We start from the raw sequence: 21,137 nt of genomic DNA on the forward strand, positions 1-21,137 counted from the left end.
GGCGATCCTTGTTCGAGCCCGTGAAGGCCGGCATCCGCCAGAAGATCACCGACGTCTTCAACGACGCGGAGAAGGGCGAGCGTCCCGTACTGCGCCGGACCGACGCCCTGTTCCCGCCGGACTCGGTCGCGGCCCGGGTCAACGGCGACGTCGTCACCATGATGATCGGCGGCGTCTCGGGTCTGCTGCTGCAGATGCTGCATCCGGCGGTTCTGGCCGGCGTCTGGGACCATTCGGACTTCCGCGCCGACATGCACGGCCGCCTGCGCCGGACGGCCAAATTCATCGCCACCACCACCTATGACCATGCCGAGCGGGGCCAGGCCGCCATCGACAAGGTCATCCGCATCCACGCCAAACTGGGCGGCGTCCTGCCCGACGGCACGCCCTATCGCGTCTCCGATCCCCACCTGCTGGCCTGGGTCCACGTCACCGAGACCCTCAGCTTCCTCGACTCCTGGATCCGCTATTCCGAGCCGGACATGTCGATGGCCGACCAGGACGCCTATCTCGACGAGATGGCCCGCATCGGCGCGGCCCTCGGCGCCGATCCCCTGCCCCGCACGCGCGCCGGGGCCGAAAGCCTGATCCGCTCGTACCGCCCCGAGCTCCGCGCCGACGACCGCACGCGCGAGGTCGCCCGCATGGTCCTGCGCCAGACGGTCGGTCAGGCCTCGGTCGACATGGCGGCGGGGGTCATCATGCAGGCCGGCCTCGACATGCTGCCGGAATGGGCCCGCCGCATGCACGGCATCCCGCCGTCCCTGCCCACGGTGCTGGTCCGCGGCGGCGCCCTCTCCACCGCCCGCTTCCTCCGCTGGGCCTTCCGCGGGTCTCCGAATACGCGGGTGCACGCGCGGGAAGTGACGAGCTACTGAGGGACCCGCCATTGTCGGATTGATCACGTTCCAGACCGCAGTGGACGGAAGCGGGACCCTTGTCATCCCGGACGCCGCTTGCGGCGATCCGGGACGCCCGGGACCGAAACTTTCACCCTCCCGGAAGCTGCGTCAGCAGCTGTCCGGGAGCCAGCCTGCTGCACCCTTCTCCCGGACAATCGCGCGGCGATTTCCGGGAGATCCGGGCAGTGATTACGCCTCGTCCCGGATCGCCGCTACGCGACGTCCGGGATGACAAGGCGCCACCTCAGATCCGTCCGCGCGCGCTGGCCCAGACCAGCTTCAGCCGTTTCAACGGCTCCGGGGCCGCATGATCGCGGATCGCGGCGTGAGCCACCGCAGGAAACCCCGCCACCGGCAGCGCCTTCAGCGCCGCGTTGGCCGTACGACGCAGCGCATCGGCCTCATCCCCGCGACCCGTCTGCGTCATTCCCCAGACCCGCGCCGCATCCGCAACCGCCGCCTCATGCCCCGGTCCCGCCAGCACCCGAACCGCCGCCTGCATCGGCCCGACGAACAGGGCCTCCAGATCGTGCGGCCGCCGGTGCACCCGGTCGATATGCGCCTCGATCAGCGCATCCAGCGGCTCGCGCTCCAGCCCGTGACGCGTCACCGCCGCGGTCAGGGCCTCCAGCACTGGATGACCCTTGCGCGGCTCTCCGGCGAACACCCCGTCCATCTGCTCGCTCCACCAGGTGAAGCGCATCTCGGCCAGCAGCGGCTGGCTGACCCGCGACGGTATGGCGGCCAGTTCCGCCTCGAAGGCGTACAGGGCGATCAGGTCCGCGCGCAGCGCTTCGTCGGACACGAACCGGCTGGACATCCAGCGGTCGATGTCGGCGGCGCGAACCTGTCCATCCAATGTCTTGCCGAGGTCGGTCATCGGGGTTCCGTAACGCACAAGGCCGGGAAGGTCGCCCTCCCCGGCCCCGCGATCGTGTCTGTCGGTGAAATCAGCCGAACAGGGTCTGGTACATCGCCATCGAGGTCAGCATCGGCAGCGACAGCAGCAGGTTGGTGCGGCTGGCCAGCATGGCGACGCGGGCGGCCTTCGCCTTCACGTCATCCTCGGCCGGGACGATGCCCAGGGCGCGCTTCTGGTTCGGCCAGATGATGCCCCAGACGTTGAGGAACATGACGATCGCCAGCCAGACGCCGACGCCCATCAGGGTGAAGCCCTTCTGGTCTTCGGTCAGGCCGCCGGCCAGGCCGAAGCTCAGCACTTCCATGGCGTAGGCGTGGCCGCGCAGGAACATGACGCCCAGGCCGAACACCACGGTCGCCAGCGCCGACCAGCGGAACCAGAACAGCGCCTCGGGGGCGATGTGCTTGCCGACCGCCGGCTTCAGCTCGGCCGGGATCGACGGCATGACGCGGATCTGGACGAAGTTGAAATAGTACAGCAGGCCGATCCACAGGATGCCCGACGCCACGTGCGCCCAGCGCAGCACGGCCTGCCAGAAGGCCTCGCCGAAACCGCCGGAGATCTGGCCGAACGAGAAGATCATGACGCCCGCGAGCACGAGGCTCAGCAGGATGGTCGTACGGAAGTTCGAGAGCAGTTTGCCCATGTAGCCGCCCCTCCCAGAGCGAGAATCGTTGAAGCGGGACTGTAGCCCCCACCGCCGCCAGCGCAAACGCGCCCCGTCGCCGCCGAATTGCGAAAGGGGCGCCGAACCGACGCCCCTTCCTTCAGACTTCGTCCTTCGCGGCCCTGGACTCAGGGCCGGCTCGCCATGCCGAACTTGATGGGCTTGGCGTCGTCGGCCGCGCCGCCGCGCTTCACGCCCCACAGCAGGATGATCGGCGCGCCGACGTAGATCGACGAATAGGTGCCGACGATGATCCCGAACATCAGGACGATCGAGAAGCCGAACAGGGCCGGGCCGCCGTAGACGGCCAGCGCCGCCAGCACCATGACCGCGGTCAGGCCGGTGATGATGGTGCGGCTCAGCGTTTCGTTGATCGACAGGTCGATCACCTCACGCAGCGGCATCGTCTTGTACTTGCGCAGGTTCTCGCGAAGGCGGTCGAACACGACGACGGTGTCGTTCATCGAATAGCCGATGACGGTCAGCACGGCCGCGACCATGTTCAGGTTGAACTCCAGCTTCATGATCACGATCAGGCCGAAGCACAGGATCACGTCGTGCAGCAGGCCGGCCACGGCGCCGAAGCCGAACTGCGGTTCGAAGCGGAACCAGATGTAGAGGAACATCAGGCCGATCGCCGCCGCCAGGGCGAACAGGCCCTTCTGGAACAGCTCGCCCGAGACCTTGGACCCGACGATGCTGGGCGACGAGAAGGTCACCTCGCCGGCGGCTTCAGTGACCGTCTGCTTGACGCGGTTCACGACCGCGGCCTGCTCCTGGCCCTGCGGAATCTGGAAGCGAACCATGGCCAGAGACGGCCGGCCGGCTTCCTGCACCCCGACTTCGCCGATGTGCAGACCTTCCATGCCGGCGCGGATCGACTCGAGATCCAGCGCCTTCCCGGACGGATCGATCACTTCCATGGTCGCGCCGCCGCGGAAGTCGATGCCCATCGTCAGGCCCGGCTTGAACGTCGAGAAGATCGCCGCCGCGCACAGGATCAGCGAGATCACGCCGAAGATCCGCGCGTACTTCACGAAGTGGAAGTTCGTCGTCTGCGGCAGCAGTTTGATGAGAGGCCATCCACGCATCGCCATCACTCCGCGATCGGCAGTTTCTTGGGTTTGGCCGTCTTCAGCCAGAAGGCGAGGCAGACCTGGGCGACCAGCACCGAAGACAGCACCGAGGTGAACACGCCGATCGACAGCGTCCAGGCGAAGCCCTTCACGGGGCCGGCGCCGAAGATGAACATGATCGCCGCGGCCACCAGGGTCGTCAGGTTGGCGTCGACGATGGTGCCGATGGCCTTGTTGAAGCCGGCGTCCATCGAAGCGATGACGCTTCGTCCCGCCCGCGCCTCGTCACGCATCCGCTCATAGATCAGCACGTTGGCGTCGACCGCGACCGCGAAGGTCAGGATCAGGCCGGCGATGCCGGGAAGCGTCAGCGTCGCCTGGGTCAGCGACATACAGGCGATGATCAGCAAGCCGTTCAACAGCAGGCCGAAGACCGAGATGCCGCCGAACAGCAGGCCGTAGGCCAGCAGCATGAAGACCACGATGATGACGAAGCCGATGGCGGTCGAAAGGCCGCCCTTGGCGACTGCGTCCTTGCCCAGCTCGGCGCCGACGGTGCGGCGCTCCTCGACCTTCAGCGGGGCCGGCAGGGCGCCGCCGTTCAGCAGGTTCACGAACTCGCTGGCCGTTTCGATGGTGTAGCTGCCGGTGATCTGGCCCGAGCCGCCGGTGATGGCGCTGTTGATCGTCGGGGCCGAGATGACCTTGCCGTCCAGGATGATCGCGAACGGGCGGCCGATGTTGGCGGCGGTGGCTTCGGCGAAGCGGCGCGAGCCGGCGCCGTCGAAGCGGAAGTCGATGGCCACCTGGCGGTTCTGGTCGGAGCCGACCTCGGCCTTGGTCAGGTTCTCGCCCGACACCAGGATGCGGCGCTTGACCAGATAGGGGTTGCCCGTCTCGTCGAAGAGCAGTTCGGCGTCCGGCGGCACGGCGCCGTTCACGGCGTCCTGCACCGAATTCTGCACATCGACCATCTGGAAGGTCAGCTGCGCGGTCTGGCCGATCAGGCGTTCCAGCTCGGCCGGATCGCTCTGGCCCGGGGCCTGGACCACGATGCGGTCGGCGCCCTGACGGGTGATCGAGATTTCCTTGTTGCCGTCCTTGTCCAGACGGCGGCGCACGACCTCGATCGACTGGGTCACGGCGTCCGAACCCATCGAGTTCACGGCCGCTTCGGTGAAGGCGTAGCGGATGCGGTCCGCGCCCTGACGCTGCACGGTCCGGTCGGCCACGCCCGAGGCGCCGCCGGCGACCAGGCTGCGCATGGCCTGCAGCGCCGGCTCCATCTGCGCCGGGTCGGCCAGGGTGACGTTCACGCCGTTGCCGTCGCGGGCGATGCTCGCCACGCCGACCTGGGCCTCGCCCAGCACGGTGCGGGCGTCTTCGGCCAGGTTGGTCAAGCGCTTCTCGCGCATGGCCGGCACGTCGACTTCCAGCAGCAGGTACGACCCGCCCTGAAGGTCCAGACCGAGGTTCAGGGTGTTGCTCGGCAGCCAGCCCGGCAGCGCCGCCCTCTGGGCGGGCGTCAGCACGTTCGGCATCGCGAACAGCAGACCGAAAACAAGCGAAACGGCGAGAAGAATGACCTTCCAGCGCGACAGATGGATCATGCGGGCTGCCCCGAACCTTTCAGAACGCCGGTCAGGCCTTGGCGTCGTTGGCGGCGATGGCGGTGCGGTTGCGCACTTCCGAGATCATGCCCTTGATGACGCGCACGTTCACGCTCGTGGCGATCTCGACCATGACTTCGTCGTTCTCGACGCGGGTGATCTTGCCGATCATGCCGTTCGACAGGACGACCGTGTCGCCGCGCTTCAGGCCGGTGACCATGGCCGTGTGGGCCTTCATCCGCTGCTGCTGCGGGCGGATCAGCATGAAGTAGAACAGGATGATGACAGGGACGAAGAAGATCAGGGTGCCGAAAGGCCCGGCCAGAAGTTCCTGCACGTCGTTCTCCGCTAGGTATGGGGCGTCTGCGCGCCCCCTGAAAATGAGGCGCGGAACCTAGGGTGCGCCGTCACACATTGCAACGCGATGTGCGGTCGCGCCCCGACCGCTGCGTTATCGCGGCAACACGGTCTCGGGATCGATCGCCGTCGGCTCGTCGCCGCGCATGCGCCAGGTCTCGAAATGGATCGAGGGACGGCCGTCGCCGGCGGTCGTTCCGACCGTGCCGATCTGCTGTCCGGCGGCCACGTCGTCGCCGTCGCGCACCAGCGCCGTGCCGAGGTGGCCATAGACCGTGCGCCAGCCGTCGCGGTGCACGATCAGGATGGTCAGCCCCTGCCCCGCCAGGTCGTCGCCGACATAGCCGACGCGGCCCGAGGCCGAGGCGCGCACTTCGGCGCCGGCGGCGGCGCCGATGTTCACGCCGTTGTTGCGCTCGCCCATGCCCACCGGGCCGAAGCGCCGCACCAGATCGCCGCGCACCGGCCAGTCCAGCGCCACGGTCGTCGCTGCAGGCGCGGCGGCGGCCGGAGCGGCGGTCGCGGCGGGCTGGCGGGCCGGCGGCGGGGCCGCGGCATAGACCGGAGCCGGCGGCGGCGGCGGAGGCGGCGGCGGCGGGGCGCCGATCTCCGGCGTATCCATGCCCATCGGCGACGGACCGGTCGCATAGGGATCGCCGCCGATGTCGATGGCGTCGGCCGGCAGAATCAGCCGTTGGCCCGGCGCGATCGGCGCACGCGGACCGAGGGCGTTCAGGTCGATCAGCACCTGCACCGGCGTCTGGAAGCGGCGGCCGACGCCCGACAGGGTGTCGCCCGGCTGGATTTCATAGGCCGCGCCCGGCACGGCGGCGACGACGTTGCGCGCCGGCGGCGGCGGGGCCGCGAACCCTTCGGAGGCCGGACCGGCGGCCGGCGCGGGGCTGTTCGAATAGGGACGCGGGCCGCTGCTGACCGGCGAATCCAGCGAACCGCCCTCGATCGAGGCGACGGGCGCGATGGCCGGCGGCGGAACCTCGCGGGCCGGATCGGTCGCCCCCAGCACGCCCTCGCCCGACGGCGCGGGCACGGCCGGGGCCGCCACCGGATAGGTCGGCGCGCGCACGGGGGCCGGCGGCTGGTCGGCGAAGATCGAATACCGGGGCTCGGACGGATAGGTCGAGCAGGCGGCCAGCGTCAGCGTCGCGCCAACCGTCAGCGCCACGCGCAGTCCCGCGTTCTTCCAGTCCATGTTCGCCCGCTCCGAATCCACGCCCGCCGTCTACGACAGCCAACTCAATAAACCGCACCAAAGTTGGGCGGGAAGGTTAATGACACCTTGCGCCAGGCAGGCCGAAGGCCGTTAGCGCGCCAAAAAAGGGCCTAGCCCTCCTTCGCGGTGCCCTCCACCAGCGGCACGAAGCGCACCTCGGCCAGGCTTTCGCGGCGGAACGACCCATCCGGCTGGCCGACATAGCGATGCAGCATCTGCACCGAGCTGCGCCCCACCGGCGACACCAGGATGCCGCCCGGCTTCAGCTGGTGCAGCAGTTCCGTCGGCTCGCCGGGCGAAGCCGCCGTCACCATGATCCGGTCGAACGGCGCCTGTTCGGGCCACCCCAGGCCGCCGTCGCCATGACGGGTGATCACATTGTCGATCTTCAGCGTCTTCAGCCGGTTCTCGGCCTCGGTCAGCAGGCTGCGATAACGCTCGACCGAATAGACATAGCGCGCCAGCCGACTCAGCACCGCGGCCTGGTATCCGCTGCCGGTGCCGATCTCCAGCACCCGGTGGCGCGGCTGCACCTCCAGCGCCTGGGTCATCAGGCCGACGATGTACGGCTGGCTGATCGTCTGGGCGCAGTCGATCGGCAGGGGCTTGTCGTCCCAGGCCTGGTCGAGGAATTTCTCGTGCACGAAGACCGACCGGTCGATCGACTCCATCGCCTGCAGCACATTCGGGTCCGTGACGCCCTGTTGCCGCAGCCCCAGGATCAGCCGGCCCGCCCGGTCGTCGTTCAGCTTCATGCGGCGACCGTCTTCGGCGGAGCCCCGCCCAGGACGCCCTTCAGGTCGTTGACGCTGGGCATGTGCGTCAGGTCGATGTGCAGCGGCGTGACCGAGATCTTGCCCTCGTCGACGGCGCGCAGGTCCGTGCCCGCCGCATGCTCCTGCCGCGCCCCGCGGAAGCTCATCCAGTAGTAGTCGCGGCCGCGCAGGTCGGTGCGGCGCACCGCATGCATCTCGCCGATGTCGCGGAAGCCCTGGCGCGTCACCTCGACCTCGGTCACCTGCTCGGGCGGCCGGGCCGGGAAGTTCAGGTTCATCACCACCCCGTTCTGCCACGGCCGCTCCAGCAGCCGCGAGATGATCGCCGGCGCGAACATCTCCGCCGTCTCCCAGTGCGCCGTCACCTCGTCGTGGAACCGCTCCAGCGACTGGCTCAACGCGATCGAGCGGATGCCGAAGGCCATCCCCTGCAGCGCCCCGGCCACCGTGCCGGAATAGGAGCAGTCCTCGCCGACGTTGTGCCCGCGATTGACGCCCGACAGCACCAGGTCCGGCTTCTCCGGCATCAGGTCGTTGACCGCCAGCACCACGCAGTCGGTCGGCGTCCCCGTCACCGCGAACCGCTTCTCGCCCAGCCGGTTGACCCGCAGCGGCTCGGTCAGGGTGATGCCCCGCCCCTTGCCCGACTGCTCGACGGCCGGCGCGCACACCCAGACGTCGTCCGACAGCGTCCGGGCGATCCGCTCCAGGCATTCCAGCCCTTCGGCCTCGATCCCGTCGTCGTTGGTCAGAAGGATGCGCATTGAACTCCTAGCGGATGACGGAAACGCTCTCGGCGAGGATCACATAGTCCCCGCCGCAGGTGTTGCGGATGATCGACGCCTCATGCGTCAGGCCGGTCGGCGTCGAACGGTCGGCCCAGCTGACCGCCCGGCCGGTGAAGGTCACCATCTGGCCCGACAGGTCGCGGCGCGCCGTGCGCTGCAGGTCCAGCGGCAGGGCGCCCGACACGCAGGGGCGCGAGAACTCGTTGCGCACCTGGACCTCGCGCTCGAACAGCTGGAACTCGCCGTCCGTGAACCGCACCCAGCCGGTGAAGCTGGTCGCGGCGGGATCGAACGAGGCCGGCGGCGTCGGCGTCGTGGCGCAGGCCGTGAGGGCGAGAAACCCGATGGCGGGGAGAAGAGTAGCAATTTTCATCGACCCATCCTTTTTTCCGCTCATCCCGGCGAAAGCCGGGACCCAGTTCTTTGGATGATCAGGATCATCCGGTTATCCGCCATCCCGATCCCGCCCTCCAGCGCCTCTGTAAAAGCACTGGGTCCCGGCTTTCGCCGGGATGAGCGGACCTATTGGGCCGACACGAACTCGACACCGCCCATATAGGGGCGCAGCGCGTCCGGAACCCGGATCGAGCCGTCGTCCTGCTGATAGTTCTCCATGATCGCGACCAGCGTGCGACCGACCGCCAGGCCCGAGCCGTTCAGCGTATGGACGAACTCGGTCTTCTTCTCGCCGTCCCGCTTGAACCGCGCGTCCATCCGCCGGGCCTGGAAGTCCCCGCAATTCGAGCACGAGCTGATCTCGCGATAGGTCCCCTGCGACGGCAGCCAGACCTCCAGGTCGAAGGTCTTGCGGGCGCCGAAGCCCATATCGCCCTTGCACAGCAGCAGGCGTCGATAGGGCAGCTCCAGCTTCTGCAGGATCGCTTCCGCGCAGGCCGTCATCCGCTCGTGTTCGGCTTCACTGTCCTCGGGCCGGGTAATCGAGACCAGTTCGACCTTGTAGAACTGGTGCTGCCGGATCAGACCGCGCGTGTCCCGACCGGCGGACCCCGCTTCGGCCCGGAAGCAGGCGGTCAGCGCCGTCATGCGAATCGGCGTCTTCACTTCGGTCTCGGGCAGCAGTTGCCCCATCACGGTCGCCGTCAGCGACACTTCGGCGGTCGGAATCAGCCAGCGACCGTCCGTCGTCCGGAACAGGTCGTCGGCGAATTTGGGCAGCTTGTCGGTGCCGTAGGCCGCGGCGTCATTCACCAGCAGCGGCGGACTGGTCTCCTGATAGCCGTGTTCGGTCGTCTGGACGTCCAACATGAACTGGCCGAGCGCGCGTTCCAGCCGCGCCAGTCCGCCCTTCAACACAGCGAAGCGTGCGCCCGACATCCGGGCCGCCGCCTCGAAGTCCAGCAGGCCCAGCGCTTCGCCCAGATCGGCGTGATCCTTGGCCGGGCCGCCTTCGCGGGGCGTGCCCCAGCGAGAGACCTCGACGTTGCCGCTCTCGTCCTCACCTTCGGGTACGTCGTCTGCGGCGATGTTCTTCTGCGCCGCCAGCAGGTCGCGCAACTGCTTGCCGACGTCGGCCTCCACGGCCTCGGCCGCGGCGATGTCGCCCTTCAGCGCCTCGACCTCGGCCTTCAGCCGGTCAGCCTCGACCATGTCCTTTTTGCCCATGGCGGCGCCGATGAGCTTGGACGCCGCATTGCGCTTCGCCAGCGCGTCCTGGCCGGTCGTCTGGGCGGTCCGCAATTCCTTGTCCAGGCGCAGGATGTCCGCCACCAGCCCGTCGGCGTCATCGACGCCGCGCGACGACCACCCGGCCACGAAGGCGGCGGGATTGTCTCGAATGGCGCGGATGTCGTGCATGGTCGGTCCTCAGGGAAGAAGGCCGCGTCGGGTCGGAAAGGCGGAGCCTTCCGACCGCGGCCCGGCGAAGTGCTGCTCTAGCCCCCGCCGAAGATTCCGCCAACCCGCCGCCGCCAGTTACCCTCTCCCGATCGGAGAGGGCTTGAGCGCCCGCGAACGAAGCGATCGAACGCCGCCACTCACCTCCCCATCGCAGATGGGGAGGGGGACCATCCGAAGCCCGCAGGGCGAAGGATGGTGGAGGGGGCGTCGCCGGCGGATGCGATTTGAGCTCAACCGGCCCAGGCCGGCGTCGCCCCCACCTGACCGCTTACGCGGTCTGTCCTCCCCATCGCCTCGGGGGGCGATGGGGAGGTGAATCTGTCGGCTATTCCCGAACTCTTTTCGCCAACCCGCTGACTTCCCCCACCAAAATTCCTTCTACGCAGCGAGGTATCCGCCTCCCGCATAATCTCCGCATCCCGTCGATGGGGAAGGCGTCGGATCCAGCGCCTCGACGACGGCGGGGTGTGGTCGAGCGATGAAGCCCGGGCGAAGGGTAGTCCGGGGGTCCTCGTCGGACAGCGATGGATGCTGTCCGCTTGCTCGCCGCGCATCGAAGGTGCGGACCGCTGGCTCAGCCGATGTCCCACCCACGTCGCTTCCGGCAATGGCGGCGGCGGAGATCCGTCAAGGCTCTAACAGGGCCGCCAGCCGGAGGGCGCGCGAAACCAACGACCACGCGGGGCGTCCACCTCGTCGAAACGGTAAAACTATCAAGCTCCGGGCGAGGCCCGGACGCCCCGCGCCTTCCCCTCACCGCTCCTTCCGGACGCGGCGATGACGCATGCCCGCAATCTCCCTCCCCGTTCGGGGAGGGTGGTCGCGCAGCGACCGGGTGGGGGCGGCTGGAGGATGGGCCCTCCCCACCCCGCCGCCGCTTCGCGTCGCCGACCCTCCCCGTGCCGGGGAGGGAGAAGCGCCACGGTCTTTGAAATCCTAGATCATTCCGCTCAGCGGCGAGCTGGCGCTGGCGTACAGGCGCTTCGGCATCCGCCCGGCCAGATAGCCCTGACGCCCGGCGATCACCGCATGCTTCATGGCGCTGGCCATCAGGATCGGGTCGGCGGCGCCCGCGATGGCCGTGTTCATCAGCACCGCGTCGCAGCCCAGCTCCATCGCCAGCACCGCGTCCGACGGCGTGCCCACGCCCGCGTCGACCAGTACCGGCACCGTCGCCTGTTCGACGATCAGGCGGATGTTGACCCGGTTCTGGATGCCCAGGCCCGAGCCGATCGGGGCGGCGGCCGGCATGATGGCGGCGGCGCCCGCCTCCTCCAGACGCTTCGCCATCACCACGTCGTCGGTGCAGTAGACCATGACCTGGAAGCCGTCCTTCACCAGCAGGTCCAGCGCCCGCAGCGTCTCGACCATGTCCGGGTACAGGTGCGCCGTGTCCGACAGCACCTCCAGCTTGACCAGGTCCCAGCCGCCGGCCTCGCGCGCCAGCCGCAGCGTCCGCACCGCGTCCTCGCCGGTGAAACAGCCCGCCGTATTGGGCAGGAAGGTGAAGCGGTCCGGCTTCACATAGTCGACCAGCATCGGCTGGTTCGGATCGGTCAGGTTCACCCGGCGCACCGCCACGGTGACGATCTCGGCCCCTGCGGCCTCGGCGGCGGCGGCGTTCTGGGCGTAGCCCTTGTATTTGCCGGTGCCGACGATCAGGCGGCTGCTGAAGGTCCGGCCGGCGACGGTCCAGGTGTCGGATGCGGTGGTCATGGCCGCCAGATAGACCGTCTCGCCCGGCGCGAGAAGGCGTCGACGACGAACCGTGGTTCCCGATGGGCTGCGGCGGGCCTATGAATTCAACCGGGGAACACAGGAGGCCGGGTCATGGGTGCGACGCAGGGCGAGCCGAAAGGCCCCGATTTCAGCAACGGCGTCCCCCTGGCCGACGTCCCGGATCAGGGCGCCCTGCCCGGCCACGTCGCCGGCGAGCCGGTCCTGCTGCTGCGTCGTCACGACGGTCTGTTCGCCGTCAATGCGACCTGCACCCACTACGGCGGCCCGCTGGGCGAAGGCCTGGTGACCGGCGACACGGTGCATTGCCCCTGGCACCACGCCTGCTTCGACCTCCGCACCGGCGAGGCGGTCGGGGCCCCGGCCATAGACCGCCTCCAGCGCTGGACGGTCGAGATCGAGGGCGACCGGGCCTTCGTCCGCACTCCCGCCCCCGCCGCTCCGCCGCAACCGTCCCCCACCGCCGGCCATCCGGATCGCGTGGTCATCGTCGGCGGCGGCGCGGCCGGCTTCGCGGCGGCGGAGATGCTGCGCCGACGCGGCTACGCCGGCGCCCTGACCATGCTCAGCGCCGACTCCGCCCCGCCCTGCGACCGGCCCAACCTGTCCAAGGACTATCTGGCCGGCACGGCGCCCGAGGACTGGATCCCGCTCCGGTCGCCGAAATTCTACGAGAAACGCCAGATCGACCTTCGACTCGAGGTCGAGGTCGCGACGATCGACCTGAAGGCCCGTGAGGTCGTGACGTCGGACGGCGAACGCATCGCCTGGGACGCCCTGCTCCTCGCCACCGGCGCCGAGCCCATACGGCTGGCGGGGGCGGGCTTCGACCGGCCCGAGGTCCACGTCCTGCGCACCCTGGCCGACGCCCGCCGCCTGATCGCGGCCTTGCCCGGCGTGAATACCGCGGCCGTGGTCGGCTCCAGCTTCATCGGCCTGGAAGCCGCCGCCAGCCTGCGCGAACGCGGCCTCGACGTGGCCGTGATCGGCCCCGACGCCCTCCCGCTGGCAAAGGTGATGGGGCCGGAGATCGGCGCCTTCGTGAAAGCCCTGCACGAAACGAAGGGCGTCCGCTTCCTCCTCGGCCAGGCGGCCGAGGCCTTCGACGGCGAGGCGGTGATTCTGGCGGACGGCAGCCGCGTTCCCGCCGAACTGGTCGTGCTGGGCGTCGGCGTCCGCGCACGCCTGCAACTGGCCATCGACGCCGGGCTGGAGGTCGACCGGGGCGTGGTCGTCGACACCGCCATGCGCACCAGCGCTCCGGGCGTCTGGGCCGCCGGCGACATCGCCCGCTACCCCGAGCCGGTCTCGGCCGCCCCCGCCCGCATCGAGCACTGGGTCGTCGCCGAACGCCAGGGCCAGATCGCCGCCCTGTCCATCCTCGGCGAGGACGCCGCCATGACCGACACGCCCTTCTTCTGGAGCCGGCACTACGACACGACGATCAACTATGTCGGCCACGCCGAAGGCTGGGACGCCATCCGGCTCGACGGGTCGCTGGCCGACGCCGACGCGACCGTCCGGTTCGAACGCGGCGGCCGCCTGCTGGCGGCGGCCACGATCGGACGCGACCTCGAAAGCCTCGAGATCGCCGACGCCATGGGGAATTGAAGCGTTGGAGTCAGCCGCCGCCGACGAACTGCACGACCTCGATCCGGTCGCCGTCCATGATGGCCGTCCCGGAATGGAGCGATTTCGGAACGATCTCCAGATTGCGCTCCACGGCGACCTTGCGGACGTCCAGTCCCAGCTCCTCGACGAGGCCCAGAATAGTCGTCGCGGAGACCTCGCGCTCCTCGCCGTTGACCTGTATGCGCATGACGCTACGTCACTCTCTTGTGGCGCGCGGCTTGCTTGACGCCACGCCTCAGCTAAAAGGCCGGTCCGATTCCGGTCGGAACGCCATCTCCGCGAGCGAATGCCCGACAGACCCGTCCTCTACGTCCTGAACGGCCCGAACCTCAACCTGCTTGGGGTCCGCGAGCCTGAAATCTATGGACGCGAGACCCTGGCCGACGTCCAGGCGCTGTGCGAACGCGCCGCCGACGGCGCGACCGTGGTGTTCCACCAGACCAATCACGAGGGCGTTCTGATCGATCAGGTGCACGAGGCCCGCGAAAAGGCCGACGCCCTGGTGATCAATCCCGCCGGTTACGGCCACACCTCCGTGGCCCTGCTGGACGCCCTGAAGACCCTGACGATCCCGGTCGTCGAATGTCATCTGTCGAATCCGGCGGCGCGCGAGCGCTTCCGGCATCGCTCCTATGTGTCGGCGGTCGCCGCCGGCGTGGTTTCGGGTTTCGGCCCGATGAGTTACGAACTCGCGGTCAAGGCCGCCCTCGGTCTGGCGCAGGAACGCAGCCAGGCCGCGGACCGTTCGGTTTAAAGGACAACAAGAGGCTCCCATGGCCGATCCGAAGACGACTGCACCGAAGCTCAAGAACGAAGCCGAGATCGACGCGACGCTCGTCCGTCAGCTCGCCGACATCCTGAACGACACCGATCTGACCGAGATCGAGGTCGAGCGCGGGGAACTGCGCATCCGCGTCGCCCGTGAAATCACGGCCGCGCCGGTCATGCAGTACGCCGCCGCCCCGATGGCCCACGCCGCGCCCGCCGCCGCTCCGGCCGCCGCTGCGCCGGTCTCGATGCCGTCGGACCCGGCCACCATCGTCGCCCGCGCCGGCGAAGAGGTGAAGTCGCCGATGGTCGGCACCGCCTACCTGAAGCCCGCTCCGGAAGCGCCGGCCTTCATCGCGCCGGGCGACAAGGTCAAGAAGGGCCAGACCCTCCTCATCGTCGAGGCCATGAAGACCATGAACCCGATCCAGGCTCCCCGCGACGGCGTCGTGAAGGAAGTTCTGGTCGGCGACGCCCAGCCGGTCGAGTTCGGCGAGCCGCTCGTCCTGCTCGAGGCGTAAGCCCATGTTCACGAAGGTCCTGATCGCGAACCGCGGCGAAATCGCCCTGCGGATCCACCGTGCGTGCAAGGAGATGGGAATCTCCACCGTCGCCGTGCACTCCGAAGCCGACCGCGGCGCCATGTGGGTGCGCCTCGCCGACGAAAGCGTCTGCATCGGCCCGGCTCCGGCCGCCAAGTCGTACCTGAACATCCCGTCGATCATCGCGGCCGCAGAGATCACCGGCGCCCAGGCGATCCACCCGGGCTATGGCTTCCTGTCCGAGAACGCGCGCTTCGCCGAGATCGTCCAGGCGCACGGCATGACCTTCATCGGACCCAAGCCGGAGCACATCCGGATCATGGGCGACAAGATCACCGCCAAACAGACCGTCATGGACGCGGGCATCCCCGTGGTCCCCGGTTCGAAGGGGGAGGTCGAGACCGTCGACGCCGCCATCGCCGCGTCAAAGGCCATCGGCTTCCCGCTGATCGTCAAGGCCGCCGCCGGCGGCGGCGGACGCGGCATGAAGGTCGCCCTGACGCCGGACGACCTGGTCGAGGCCGTCCAGACCGCCCAATCGGAAGCCCTCGCCGCCTTCGGAAACGGCGCCGTCTACATGGAGCGCTACCTCCAGAAGCCGCGCCACATCGAACTGCAGGTCATCGCCGACAGCCACGGCAACGTCGTCCACCTCGGCGAACGCGACTGCTCGCTGCAGCGCCGCCACCAGAAGATTCTGGAAGAGGCCCCCTCGCCCGCCCTGTCGGCCGCCGAGCGCGCCGCCATCGGCCGCACGGTCAACGAGGCCATCGGCAAGATCGGCTACCTCGGCGTCGGCACCATCGAGTTCCTGTGGGAGGACGGCGAGTTCTTCTTCATCGAGATGAACACCCGCCTGCAGGTCGAACATCCGGTCACCGAAATGATCACCGGCGTCGACCTGGTGCGCGAACAGATCCGCATCGCCGCCGGCCTGCCGCTGTCGTTCACCCAGGAAGACGTCCACTTCGAAGGCCACGCCATCGAATGCCGGATCAACGCCGAGAACGCCGAGACCTTCACGCCGTCGCCCGGCACCATCACCGACTTCCACGCCCCCGGCGGTCTGGGCGTGCGGCTGGATAGCGCCATCTACGCCGGCTATTCGATCCCGCCCTACTACGACAGCCTGATCGGCAAGCTGATAGTCCACGGCCGCGACCGCGAGGAGTGCATCGCACGCCTGCGCCGCAGCCTGAACGAGATGGTCATCGGCGGCATCGACACCACCATTCCCCTGTTCCAGAAGCTGCTGCAGGAGCCTGACATCCTGTCCGGCGACTACGACATCCACTGGCTGGAGAACTGGGCGAAGCGCCAGAAGGGCGAAGCCTGACGGCGGTGGAAGAGCCTGGCTTCAGCGCCGCGCCTTCCTTCGGGACCTTCGGCCCCGACGACCTGCTTCGCTGCTACGCCACGGGCGTCTTCCCCATGGGAGAGGCCCGTGACGACCCCCGCGTCTTCCTCGTCGAGCCGGAGCAGCGCGGGGTCCTGCCGCTGGACCGGTTCCACATCCCCTCCCGCCTGCGCCGGACGGTCCGCTCCGAACCCTTCGAGATCCGCGTCGACACCGCCTTCGACGCTGTCGTCGCCGCCTGCGCTGCCCCTGGCCGGGACCGCGAGGAAAGCTGGATCAATGACCCGATCCGGCGCCTCTACGCCGAACTGAACGCCCGCGGTCACGCCCACTCCATCGAATGCTGGCGCGACGAAAAGCTGGTCGGCGGCCTGTACGGCGTCACTCTCGGCGGCGCCTTCTTCGGCGAGAGCATGTTCAGCCGCGAACGGGACGCCTCAAAGGTGGCGCTGGTCCACCTGGTCGCCCGGCTGAAGCGTGGCGGCTGGCGCTTGCTGGACGCGCAATTCCTGACCGAGCACCTCAGCCAATTCGGCGCGGTCGAGACCCCCCAGGCCGCCTATCTGAAACTGCTGAAAGCCGCCCGCCCGCTCACGCCGGACCCGCACGCCCTGCGACTGCCGATGACAGGTGAAGAGGCGGTCGCCTACGCCCTGCAGCCGACGACCCAGGCGTCGTAGATCGGGTGCTCGAGGCCGTTCACGGCCGGAGACGAGGCGAACATCCATCCGCGGAAAATCTGCCGGGGATCCGACACCTGCAGCACGCCGCGCGGCTGGATGCTGACTTCCAGATAGGCGATGGCGTCACCGACCTGCTCGTCCGAGGCCGAAACTTCACACGCCTTGGCGGTGAAGATCAGGGTCTTCTGGAAGCGGACCGGTCGGCCGCCGACCTCGACCTCGAAGCGCATGCGCTCCGCCGTGATCTTGTCGACCGCCTCGACGATGGCCACACGGCGGCGCTGTCGCCGGCCAGGTGTGGTCGTCTCTTCGGCCCGGACTTCTCTCTTCTCCTCGACCTTCTCGTCGTCCGCCTTCTCGGCGGTCTCGGTCGCGGTCGGCGGAACGGTCACGACGATGGACGGGTCGGAGGGCGTGATGGCGATCGGCGCCGTCGGAGCGGGCGCCGCTTCAGGCGCGGGCTCTGCCGGAACGATATTGGGCGTCGGAGGCGTCGCCGGCTGGCGGTTGAGGTCGCCGGTCGTCTCCTGCACCGGACGCGCATCCTGCGGCAGGTCGTTCAGCGCGGACGCTACGACGCCGCCGGCGGCCAGTACAGCGGCCGCCGTCACGCTCGCCAGGATGGTCGCGCGCAGCTTCATTCGGGACGCCAGGCCTCATAGTCGCCGGTCGCGGCGGGGCGCTTGCCTTCTGCGGCCAGCGAGCCCTGCGGACGCCACGCCATCGGCGTGCCGGTCAGGTTCGGCAGGTGATCCTTCTCCCACGCACGACGGGGCAGCGGGACTTCGGTCGGCGGCTCATCGAAGGTGTAGTGCAGCCAGCCGTGCCAGTCCGGCGTCACCTTCGAGGCGTCAGCATAGCCGTTGTAGATGACCCAGCGACGGCGACGACCGTCATAGCTGGTCGTATCGCGCGACTGGAAATAGCGGTTGCCGAACTCGTCGGTGCCGACAAGAGAGCCGCGCTTGGCGATGGTGAAGAAGGTGCCGATGGTGGCGCCGCTGGTCCAGCCGAAGATTCTGCCTAGCACGTCGGGAATTCCACTCGTCTCGCGTCGGCCGGAACGCCCGGCGACAGCGATGCGATCATAGAAACCGCAGAGGCTTCCGTCCAGCGCGACGCAGCATCGGCTGCGCTCAACATCTTGGGGGTAACCATAGCCTGGCGCCCCAGATTTATTGCGGCGAACGTCATTCGGCGGCTAGCATTCCGGTACAGCCGCGTCGAGACGTCCGAATGCGTTCCCAAACCCGCCTCGCCTCCCTCGCTCCCGCAGACGCCCGGCCTGCGCGCGAGGTCGAATGGTGCGGCGGCCTGATCGATGTTCGGGCCCCTGATGGCTGGACCGATGTGCAGATCGAAGCCTGGCTGGACTGGGCGACCGCTGAGGGACTGCCGACCACGGGCGCCGATCCGCTGGCCGCAGCCATCGCCGGGTACGTGGACCGTCTCGGCCCGGCAAAGCACGATGCGAAAGAACTCATCGCTTCGATGCTGCTCGGCGTCGCCACTCCCGCCCGGCCTACCCCGACGGCTGGAGGGGATGCGCTGATTCTGTCCGATCCCACGGCTGTGGGCGCGCTTCGGATTGAAATGGCGCAACGCCGCGCGGAACGGCTCGCGGCCGGAGCGATAGATGCTGTGGCGGGCTCGCTGTCCGGTGTCGGGGAAGCCGTCAGCCGTTGCGAAGGGCCGCGAGGCGACTGTTCGGATCCCACCCGCAATCCTGCCCTGGCGAGAGCCGCCGCTGCCGCGCGCCGCGCCGGCGCGTCCGACACAGACATCCTTCGGGCCATCGCCGGCGAATCGTTCGAAGCCGCCGCGCTTCCGGTCCCTGAACGGGCTCCGATGGTTGCGGTGGCCCAACGCGACCTCATCGCCTCGGGCGCCCCCGACGCGACGATCGCGGCGGCGGCCGCCCTCGACGGCGACCTGATCCTGACCTTCGATCCGGAGACGGCCGAACGCATCATCGACGCCGGGCGCGGCAACGGGGTGCTTATCTCCGTGAGCCGACTGAAAGCGCTCGCCGGAGATGATTTCGAGGCAGTACTGACAGCGCTGGTCCAGCTGTGGGCCGGCGCACTTGTCGGACCGATAACTGTGGGCCTGGCAGCTGTTGCGGACCTGATCCTGACGGAAGGGGCGGCGACGACCGCGACGGAGCGCGCTGCGCGCCTCGCCGAACTGGTCGCCGAAGCCGCGCCCGGCGCCGGCCTGTTCATCGATGACGCCGAGGCAGCGCTTCGGCTCGGCGTCACGCCACTGGCGGCGCACGACCTGTTCCAGACCGCTGACGGCGAAGTCGTTCCTCGTCTACGCCCGTCGCTCGCCGACGCTGTGGCGCGAGCAGGCGGCGACGTCGAGGACGCCGAGCGCGCCTTGCTCGGCCGACGCACGCTGTGCGGTGCTCCGGCGATCGACCACGCGGCGCTGCGCGCCAGCGGCTTCACCGACGTCGAGCTGGAAGGTGTCGAACTCGCCCTCGCAACGGTTGGCCGGCTTGAAGACGCCTTCCGATCGCCGGTCCTGGATGCCGGCTTCATGCGCGACGTGCTCGGCGTTGAAGCGGACGCAGACGCGGACCTGCTGGTTCGCCTCGGCTTCTCCGGCGACGAGATCACGGCGTCCGGAAACTGGGTGTTCGGCCACGGCGATCTCGCGCACTGGGAAGGCGCGCCCGACCACCTCGTCGGCATCCTCAAAGACCCCAGCGGGTTTGAAGCCTCCCTGAGAGCGGCGATGGAGCCGTTCAGTGCGGCGCCCGATCTCCAACCCGCCGAACTGGACTGGGCGGCCACAACATCCCAGGGCGCCCGTCTCCTGGCGGACCAGGCCCGAAACGGCCGGCGCGCCATCAGAATGAAGCGGAAGCCCGCCCCGACCACGCAGTTGCTGGACCTTCCCGAGTTCACGCCACACGAGCGCGAACGCCGTCCTGAACCTGAGGCGCGGACGGTCGAGCGGGTCGTCGAGAAGGTCATCGAGCGCGACCGGACGCGGCGCAAGCTGCCAGACCGGCGCAAAGGCTACATCCAGAAGGCGGCCGTCGGCGGCCACAAGGTCTACATCCACACCGGCGAGTACGAGGACGGCGAGCTCGGCGAGATCTTCATCGACATGCACAAGGAAGGCGCCGCCTTCCGCAGCCTGATGAACAATTTCGCCATCGCGATCTCGATCGGGCTTCAGTACGGCGTGCCCCTGGACGAGTTCGTGGACGCCTTCGTGTTCACCCGCTTCGAGCCGGCTGGCCGGGTCACCGGCAACGATTCCATTCGTTCGGCGACCTCGATCCTCGACTACATCTTCCGCGAATTGGGCGTGTCCTATCTGGACCGGACCGAACTGGCGAACGCCGACCCGGAAACTCTGGCAGGCGATGGACTGGGGTCTGCGGGCGCCGAAGGCGACGCGCCGGAGACGGTGCCGGCGGCCCGGTTCATCTCCAAGGGCTTCGCCCGCGGCGCAGCGCCGGACAACCTGGTGGTCCTTCCCTTTGGACAGAAGCGTGGGGTCGCTTCGGAGCCCGCAATGGCGACCGAGGCTGTAGCCTGCCCCGCCTGCGGCGATTTCTCGCTGCAGCAACGCGGCGGCGGCTGGGTCTGCGACACCTGCGGCGCAGCCCCCTCTATGCAGGGCTGATTGCGCGAAGAGGAATGAAACCTTTTGCGGTCAAGGTGGCGTTCCGGATCACGCAGAGCCCCGTCATGAAGCCTTTCCTGACCGTCGTCGCCCTCGCCGCCCTTACCTGCGCCAGCACATCGGCGATGGCCCAGAATGCCGACCAGATCGCGCGTGTACGCAGCGGATCGAGCTGCGCCGGATGCAATCTGTTCCAGGCGAGCCTCTCCGGCCTCGAGGCCCGCGGCCTTAACCTGACGGGCGCACGCCTGCGGCAGGCGGACCTGAGTCTGGCCGTGATGAATCGCACCCGGTTCTCCAACGCCGACCTGCGCGACGTCGAAGCCTATGGCGGCGTCTTCTCCAGCGCGAATTTTTCGGGTGCCAACCTGACGAACGCCAGCTTTGTCGGCGCCTACCTCGACGGCGCAGCGTTTTCGGGCGCTACCCTGAACGGCGCCAATTTCTCCGGCGCATCGCTTGAACGGGCGACTGGATTGAGCCAGTCCCGGCTCAATGCGGCCTGCGGGGACGAAGCGACGAAACTGCCCGCGGGCCTGACACTTCCCCGCTGCTGATCCGCCACCGACCTTACCGCGATTTAAGTA

Annotated in this window: 22 protein-coding genes; 8 read left to right on the forward strand and 14 right to left on the reverse strand. The window is 68.7% G+C overall.

The window, feature by feature from the left end; all coding sequences use genetic code 11:
• Positions 1-8: 8 nt before the first annotated feature.
• The gene (locus GGR12_RS09660) at positions 9-878 is read left to right on the forward strand and encodes an oxygenase MpaB family protein (protein ID WP_246328837.1); all 870 of its coding nucleotides are present in this window, start codon (positions 9-11) and stop codon (positions 876-878) included.
• Positions 879-1,146: 268 nt separating this feature from the next.
• Here the strand turns inward: GGR12_RS09660 and GGR12_RS09665 are convergent, their stop codons facing one another.
• The 11 genes from GGR12_RS09665 to GGR12_RS09715 all read right to left on the reverse strand — a co-directional run bounded on the left by GGR12_RS09665 (position 1,147) and on the right by GGR12_RS09715 (position 11,902).
• Positions 1,147-1,782 (reverse strand): squalene/phytoene synthase family protein, encoded by a 636-nt coding sequence (locus tag GGR12_RS09665; RefSeq protein WP_183204198.1) that lies wholly within the window; start codon positions 1,780-1,782, stop codon positions 1,147-1,149.
• Between the two features lie 70 nt (positions 1,783-1,852).
• Positions 1,853-2,470 (reverse strand): hypothetical protein, encoded by a 618-nt coding sequence (locus GGR12_RS09670; protein ID WP_183204199.1) that lies wholly within the window; start codon positions 2,468-2,470, stop codon positions 1,853-1,855.
• 149 nt (positions 2,471-2,619) lie between these two features.
• On the reverse strand, positions 2,620-3,588 hold the full coding sequence (gene secF / locus GGR12_RS09675; RefSeq protein ID WP_183204200.1) for a protein translocase subunit SecF: 969 nt from the start codon (positions 3,586-3,588) through the stop codon (positions 2,620-2,622).
• Positions 3,588-5,177, reverse strand: coding sequence for a protein translocase subunit SecD (gene secD / locus GGR12_RS09680; protein ID WP_183204201.1), 1,590 nt, complete (start codon positions 5,175-5,177; stop codon positions 3,588-3,590). The genes secF and secD overlap by 1 nt, the downstream gene beginning before the upstream one ends.
• Positions 5,178-5,208: 31 nt before the next feature.
• Positions 5,209-5,514 carry a preprotein translocase subunit YajC gene (gene yajC, locus GGR12_RS09685; protein WP_343053196.1) on the reverse strand — a complete coding sequence of 102 codons (306 nt, stop codon included), beginning with the start codon at positions 5,512-5,514 and terminating at the stop codon, positions 5,209-5,211.
• 114 nt (positions 5,515-5,628) lie between these two features.
• Positions 5,629-6,744, reverse strand: a complete 1,116-nt coding sequence (locus GGR12_RS09690) for a M23 family metallopeptidase (RefSeq protein WP_183204202.1) — start codon at positions 6,742-6,744, stop codon at positions 5,629-5,631.
• A 131-nt stretch (positions 6,745-6,875) separates the two neighbouring features.
• Positions 6,876-7,520: a protein-L-isoaspartate(D-aspartate) O-methyltransferase gene (locus GGR12_RS09695; protein ID WP_183204203.1), complete on the reverse strand. Its 645-nt coding sequence runs from the start codon at positions 7,518-7,520 to the stop codon at positions 6,876-6,878.
• Positions 7,517-8,305, reverse strand: coding sequence for a 5'/3'-nucleotidase SurE (surE, locus tag GGR12_RS09700; RefSeq protein ID WP_183204204.1), 789 nt, complete (start codon positions 8,303-8,305; stop codon positions 7,517-7,519). Before surE ends, GGR12_RS09695 begins: the two co-directional genes overlap by 4 nt.
• 7 nt (positions 8,306-8,312) lie before the next feature.
• Complete coding sequence (locus GGR12_RS09705; protein ID WP_183204205.1) at positions 8,313-8,702, reverse strand: hypothetical protein; 390 nt, start codon at positions 8,700-8,702, stop codon at positions 8,313-8,315.
• Positions 8,703-8,851: 149 nt separating this feature from the next.
• On the reverse strand, positions 8,852-10,144 hold the full coding sequence (gene serS / locus GGR12_RS09710; protein ID WP_183204206.1) for a serine--tRNA ligase: 1,293 nt from the start codon (positions 10,142-10,144) through the stop codon (positions 8,852-8,854).
• 978 nt (positions 10,145-11,122) lie between these two features.
• Positions 11,123-11,902 (reverse strand): thiazole synthase, encoded by a 780-nt coding sequence (locus GGR12_RS09715; RefSeq protein ID WP_183204207.1) that lies wholly within the window; start codon positions 11,900-11,902, stop codon positions 11,123-11,125.
• A 114-nt stretch (positions 11,903-12,016) separates the two neighbouring features.
• On the opposite strand from GGR12_RS09715, the gene GGR12_RS09720 reads away from it, so the two are divergent.
• Positions 12,017-13,534 (forward strand): FAD-dependent oxidoreductase, encoded by a 1,518-nt coding sequence (locus GGR12_RS09720; RefSeq protein WP_183204208.1) that lies wholly within the window; start codon positions 12,017-12,019, stop codon positions 13,532-13,534.
• 10 nt (positions 13,535-13,544) lie between these two features.
• Here the strand turns inward: GGR12_RS09720 and thiS are convergent, their stop codons facing one another.
• Entirely contained in the window at positions 13,545-13,742 is a 198-nt protein-coding gene (gene thiS / locus GGR12_RS09725; protein WP_183204209.1) for a sulfur carrier protein ThiS, read from the reverse strand.
• Positions 13,743-13,841: 99 nt separating this feature from the next.
• On the opposite strand from thiS, the gene GGR12_RS09730 reads away from it, so the two are divergent.
• From GGR12_RS09730 to aat, 4 genes are all read left to right on the forward strand, one after another.
• Positions 13,842-14,309, forward strand: a complete 468-nt coding sequence (locus GGR12_RS09730; protein WP_183204210.1) for a type II 3-dehydroquinate dehydratase — start codon at positions 13,842-13,844, stop codon at positions 14,307-14,309.
• 19 nt (positions 14,310-14,328) lie between these two features.
• Entirely contained in the window at positions 14,329-14,844 is a 516-nt protein-coding gene (accB, locus tag GGR12_RS09735) for an acetyl-CoA carboxylase biotin carboxyl carrier protein (protein ID WP_183204211.1), read from the forward strand.
• A gap of 4 nt (positions 14,845-14,848) precedes the next feature.
• Positions 14,849-16,201 (forward strand): acetyl-CoA carboxylase biotin carboxylase subunit, encoded by a 1,353-nt coding sequence (gene accC / locus GGR12_RS09740; RefSeq protein WP_183204212.1) that lies wholly within the window; start codon positions 14,849-14,851, stop codon positions 16,199-16,201.
• A gap of 95 nt (positions 16,202-16,296) precedes the next feature.
• Positions 16,297-16,902, forward strand: a complete 606-nt coding sequence (aat, locus tag GGR12_RS09745; RefSeq protein ID WP_246328891.1) for a leucyl/phenylalanyl-tRNA--protein transferase — start codon at positions 16,297-16,299, stop codon at positions 16,900-16,902.
• Here the strand turns inward: aat and GGR12_RS09750 are convergent.
• Together GGR12_RS09750 and GGR12_RS09755 are read right to left on the reverse strand one after the other, a co-directional pair.
• On the reverse strand, positions 16,869-17,546 hold the full coding sequence (locus GGR12_RS09750; protein WP_183204214.1) for a DUF2155 domain-containing protein: 678 nt from the start codon (positions 17,544-17,546) through the stop codon (positions 16,869-16,871). The genes aat and GGR12_RS09750 overlap by 34 nt on opposite strands.
• Positions 17,543-17,935: an NADH:ubiquinone oxidoreductase subunit NDUFA12 gene (locus tag GGR12_RS09755; protein ID WP_183204215.1), complete on the reverse strand. Its 393-nt coding sequence runs from the start codon at positions 17,933-17,935 to the stop codon at positions 17,543-17,545. Before GGR12_RS09755 ends, GGR12_RS09750 begins: the two co-directional genes overlap by 4 nt.
• A 320-nt stretch (positions 17,936-18,255) precedes the next feature.
• Between GGR12_RS09755 and GGR12_RS09760 the strand changes: the two genes are divergently transcribed.
• Positions 18,256-20,550 (forward strand): TSCPD domain-containing protein, encoded by a 2,295-nt coding sequence (locus GGR12_RS09760; protein ID WP_343053197.1) that lies wholly within the window; start codon positions 18,256-18,258, stop codon positions 20,548-20,550.
• Between the two features lie 65 nt (positions 20,551-20,615).
• Positions 20,616-21,107 (forward strand): pentapeptide repeat-containing protein, encoded by a 492-nt coding sequence (locus GGR12_RS09765; protein ID WP_183204217.1) that lies wholly within the window; start codon positions 20,616-20,618, stop codon positions 21,105-21,107.
• Positions 21,108-21,137 lie beyond the last annotated feature (30 nt).

The organism is Brevundimonas lenta, assembly GCF_014196335.1.
Taxonomy (GTDB): domain Bacteria; phylum Pseudomonadota; class Alphaproteobacteria; order Caulobacterales; family Caulobacteraceae; genus Brevundimonas; species Brevundimonas lenta.

Excerpts from the sequence above, each read along its gene's own strand:
- GGR12_RS09765 (WP_183204217.1), top strand. The coding sequence starts at position 20,616 with ATGAAGCCTTTCCTGACCGTCGTCGCCCTCGCCGCCCTTACCTGCGCC.
- aat (WP_246328891.1), top strand. The coding sequence starts at position 16,297 with ATGGGAGAGGCCCGTGACGACCCCCGCGTCTTCCTCGTCGAGCCGGAG.
- GGR12_RS09750 (WP_183204214.1), bottom strand. The coding sequence starts at position 17,546 with ATGAAGCTGCGCGCGACCATCCTGGCGAGCGTGACGGCGGCCGCTGTA.
- GGR12_RS09720 (WP_183204208.1), top strand. The coding sequence starts at position 12,017 with ATGGGTGCGACGCAGGGCGAGCCGAAAGGCCCCGATTTCAGCAACGGC.
- GGR12_RS09665 (WP_183204198.1), bottom strand. The coding sequence starts at position 1,782 with ATGACCGACCTCGGCAAGACATTGGATGGACAGGTTCGCGCCGCCGAC.
- GGR12_RS09715 (WP_183204207.1), bottom strand. The coding sequence starts at position 11,902 with ATGACCACCGCATCCGACACCTGGACCGTCGCCGGCCGGACCTTCAGC.
- secF (WP_183204200.1), bottom strand. The coding sequence starts at position 3,588 with ATGGCGATGCGTGGATGGCCTCTCATCAAACTGCTGCCGCAGACGACG.
- GGR12_RS09690 (WP_183204202.1), bottom strand. The coding sequence starts at position 6,744 with ATGGACTGGAAGAACGCGGGACTGCGCGTGGCGCTGACGGTTGGCGCG.
- thiS (WP_183204209.1), bottom strand. The coding sequence starts at position 13,742 with ATGCGCATACAGGTCAACGGCGAGGAGCGCGAGGTCTCCGCGACGACT.
- surE (WP_183204204.1), bottom strand. The coding sequence starts at position 8,305 with ATGCGCATCCTTCTGACCAACGACGACGGGATCGAGGCCGAAGGGCTG.
- GGR12_RS09695 (WP_183204203.1), bottom strand. The coding sequence starts at position 7,520 with ATGAAGCTGAACGACGACCGGGCGGGCCGGCTGATCCTGGGGCTGCGG.
- GGR12_RS09705 (WP_183204205.1), bottom strand. The coding sequence starts at position 8,702 with ATGAAAATTGCTACTCTTCTCCCCGCCATCGGGTTTCTCGCCCTCACG.
- accB (WP_183204211.1), top strand. The coding sequence starts at position 14,329 with ATGGCCGATCCGAAGACGACTGCACCGAAGCTCAAGAACGAAGCCGAG.
- accC (WP_183204212.1), top strand. The coding sequence starts at position 14,849 with ATGTTCACGAAGGTCCTGATCGCGAACCGCGGCGAAATCGCCCTGCGG.
- GGR12_RS09730 (WP_183204210.1), top strand. The coding sequence starts at position 13,842 with ATGCCCGACAGACCCGTCCTCTACGTCCTGAACGGCCCGAACCTCAAC.
- GGR12_RS09670 (WP_183204199.1), bottom strand. The coding sequence starts at position 2,470 with ATGGGCAAACTGCTCTCGAACTTCCGTACGACCATCCTGCTGAGCCTC.
- serS (WP_183204206.1), bottom strand. The coding sequence starts at position 10,144 with ATGCACGACATCCGCGCCATTCGAGACAATCCCGCCGCCTTCGTGGCC.
- secD (WP_183204201.1), bottom strand. The coding sequence starts at position 5,177 with ATGATCCATCTGTCGCGCTGGAAGGTCATTCTTCTCGCCGTTTCGCTT.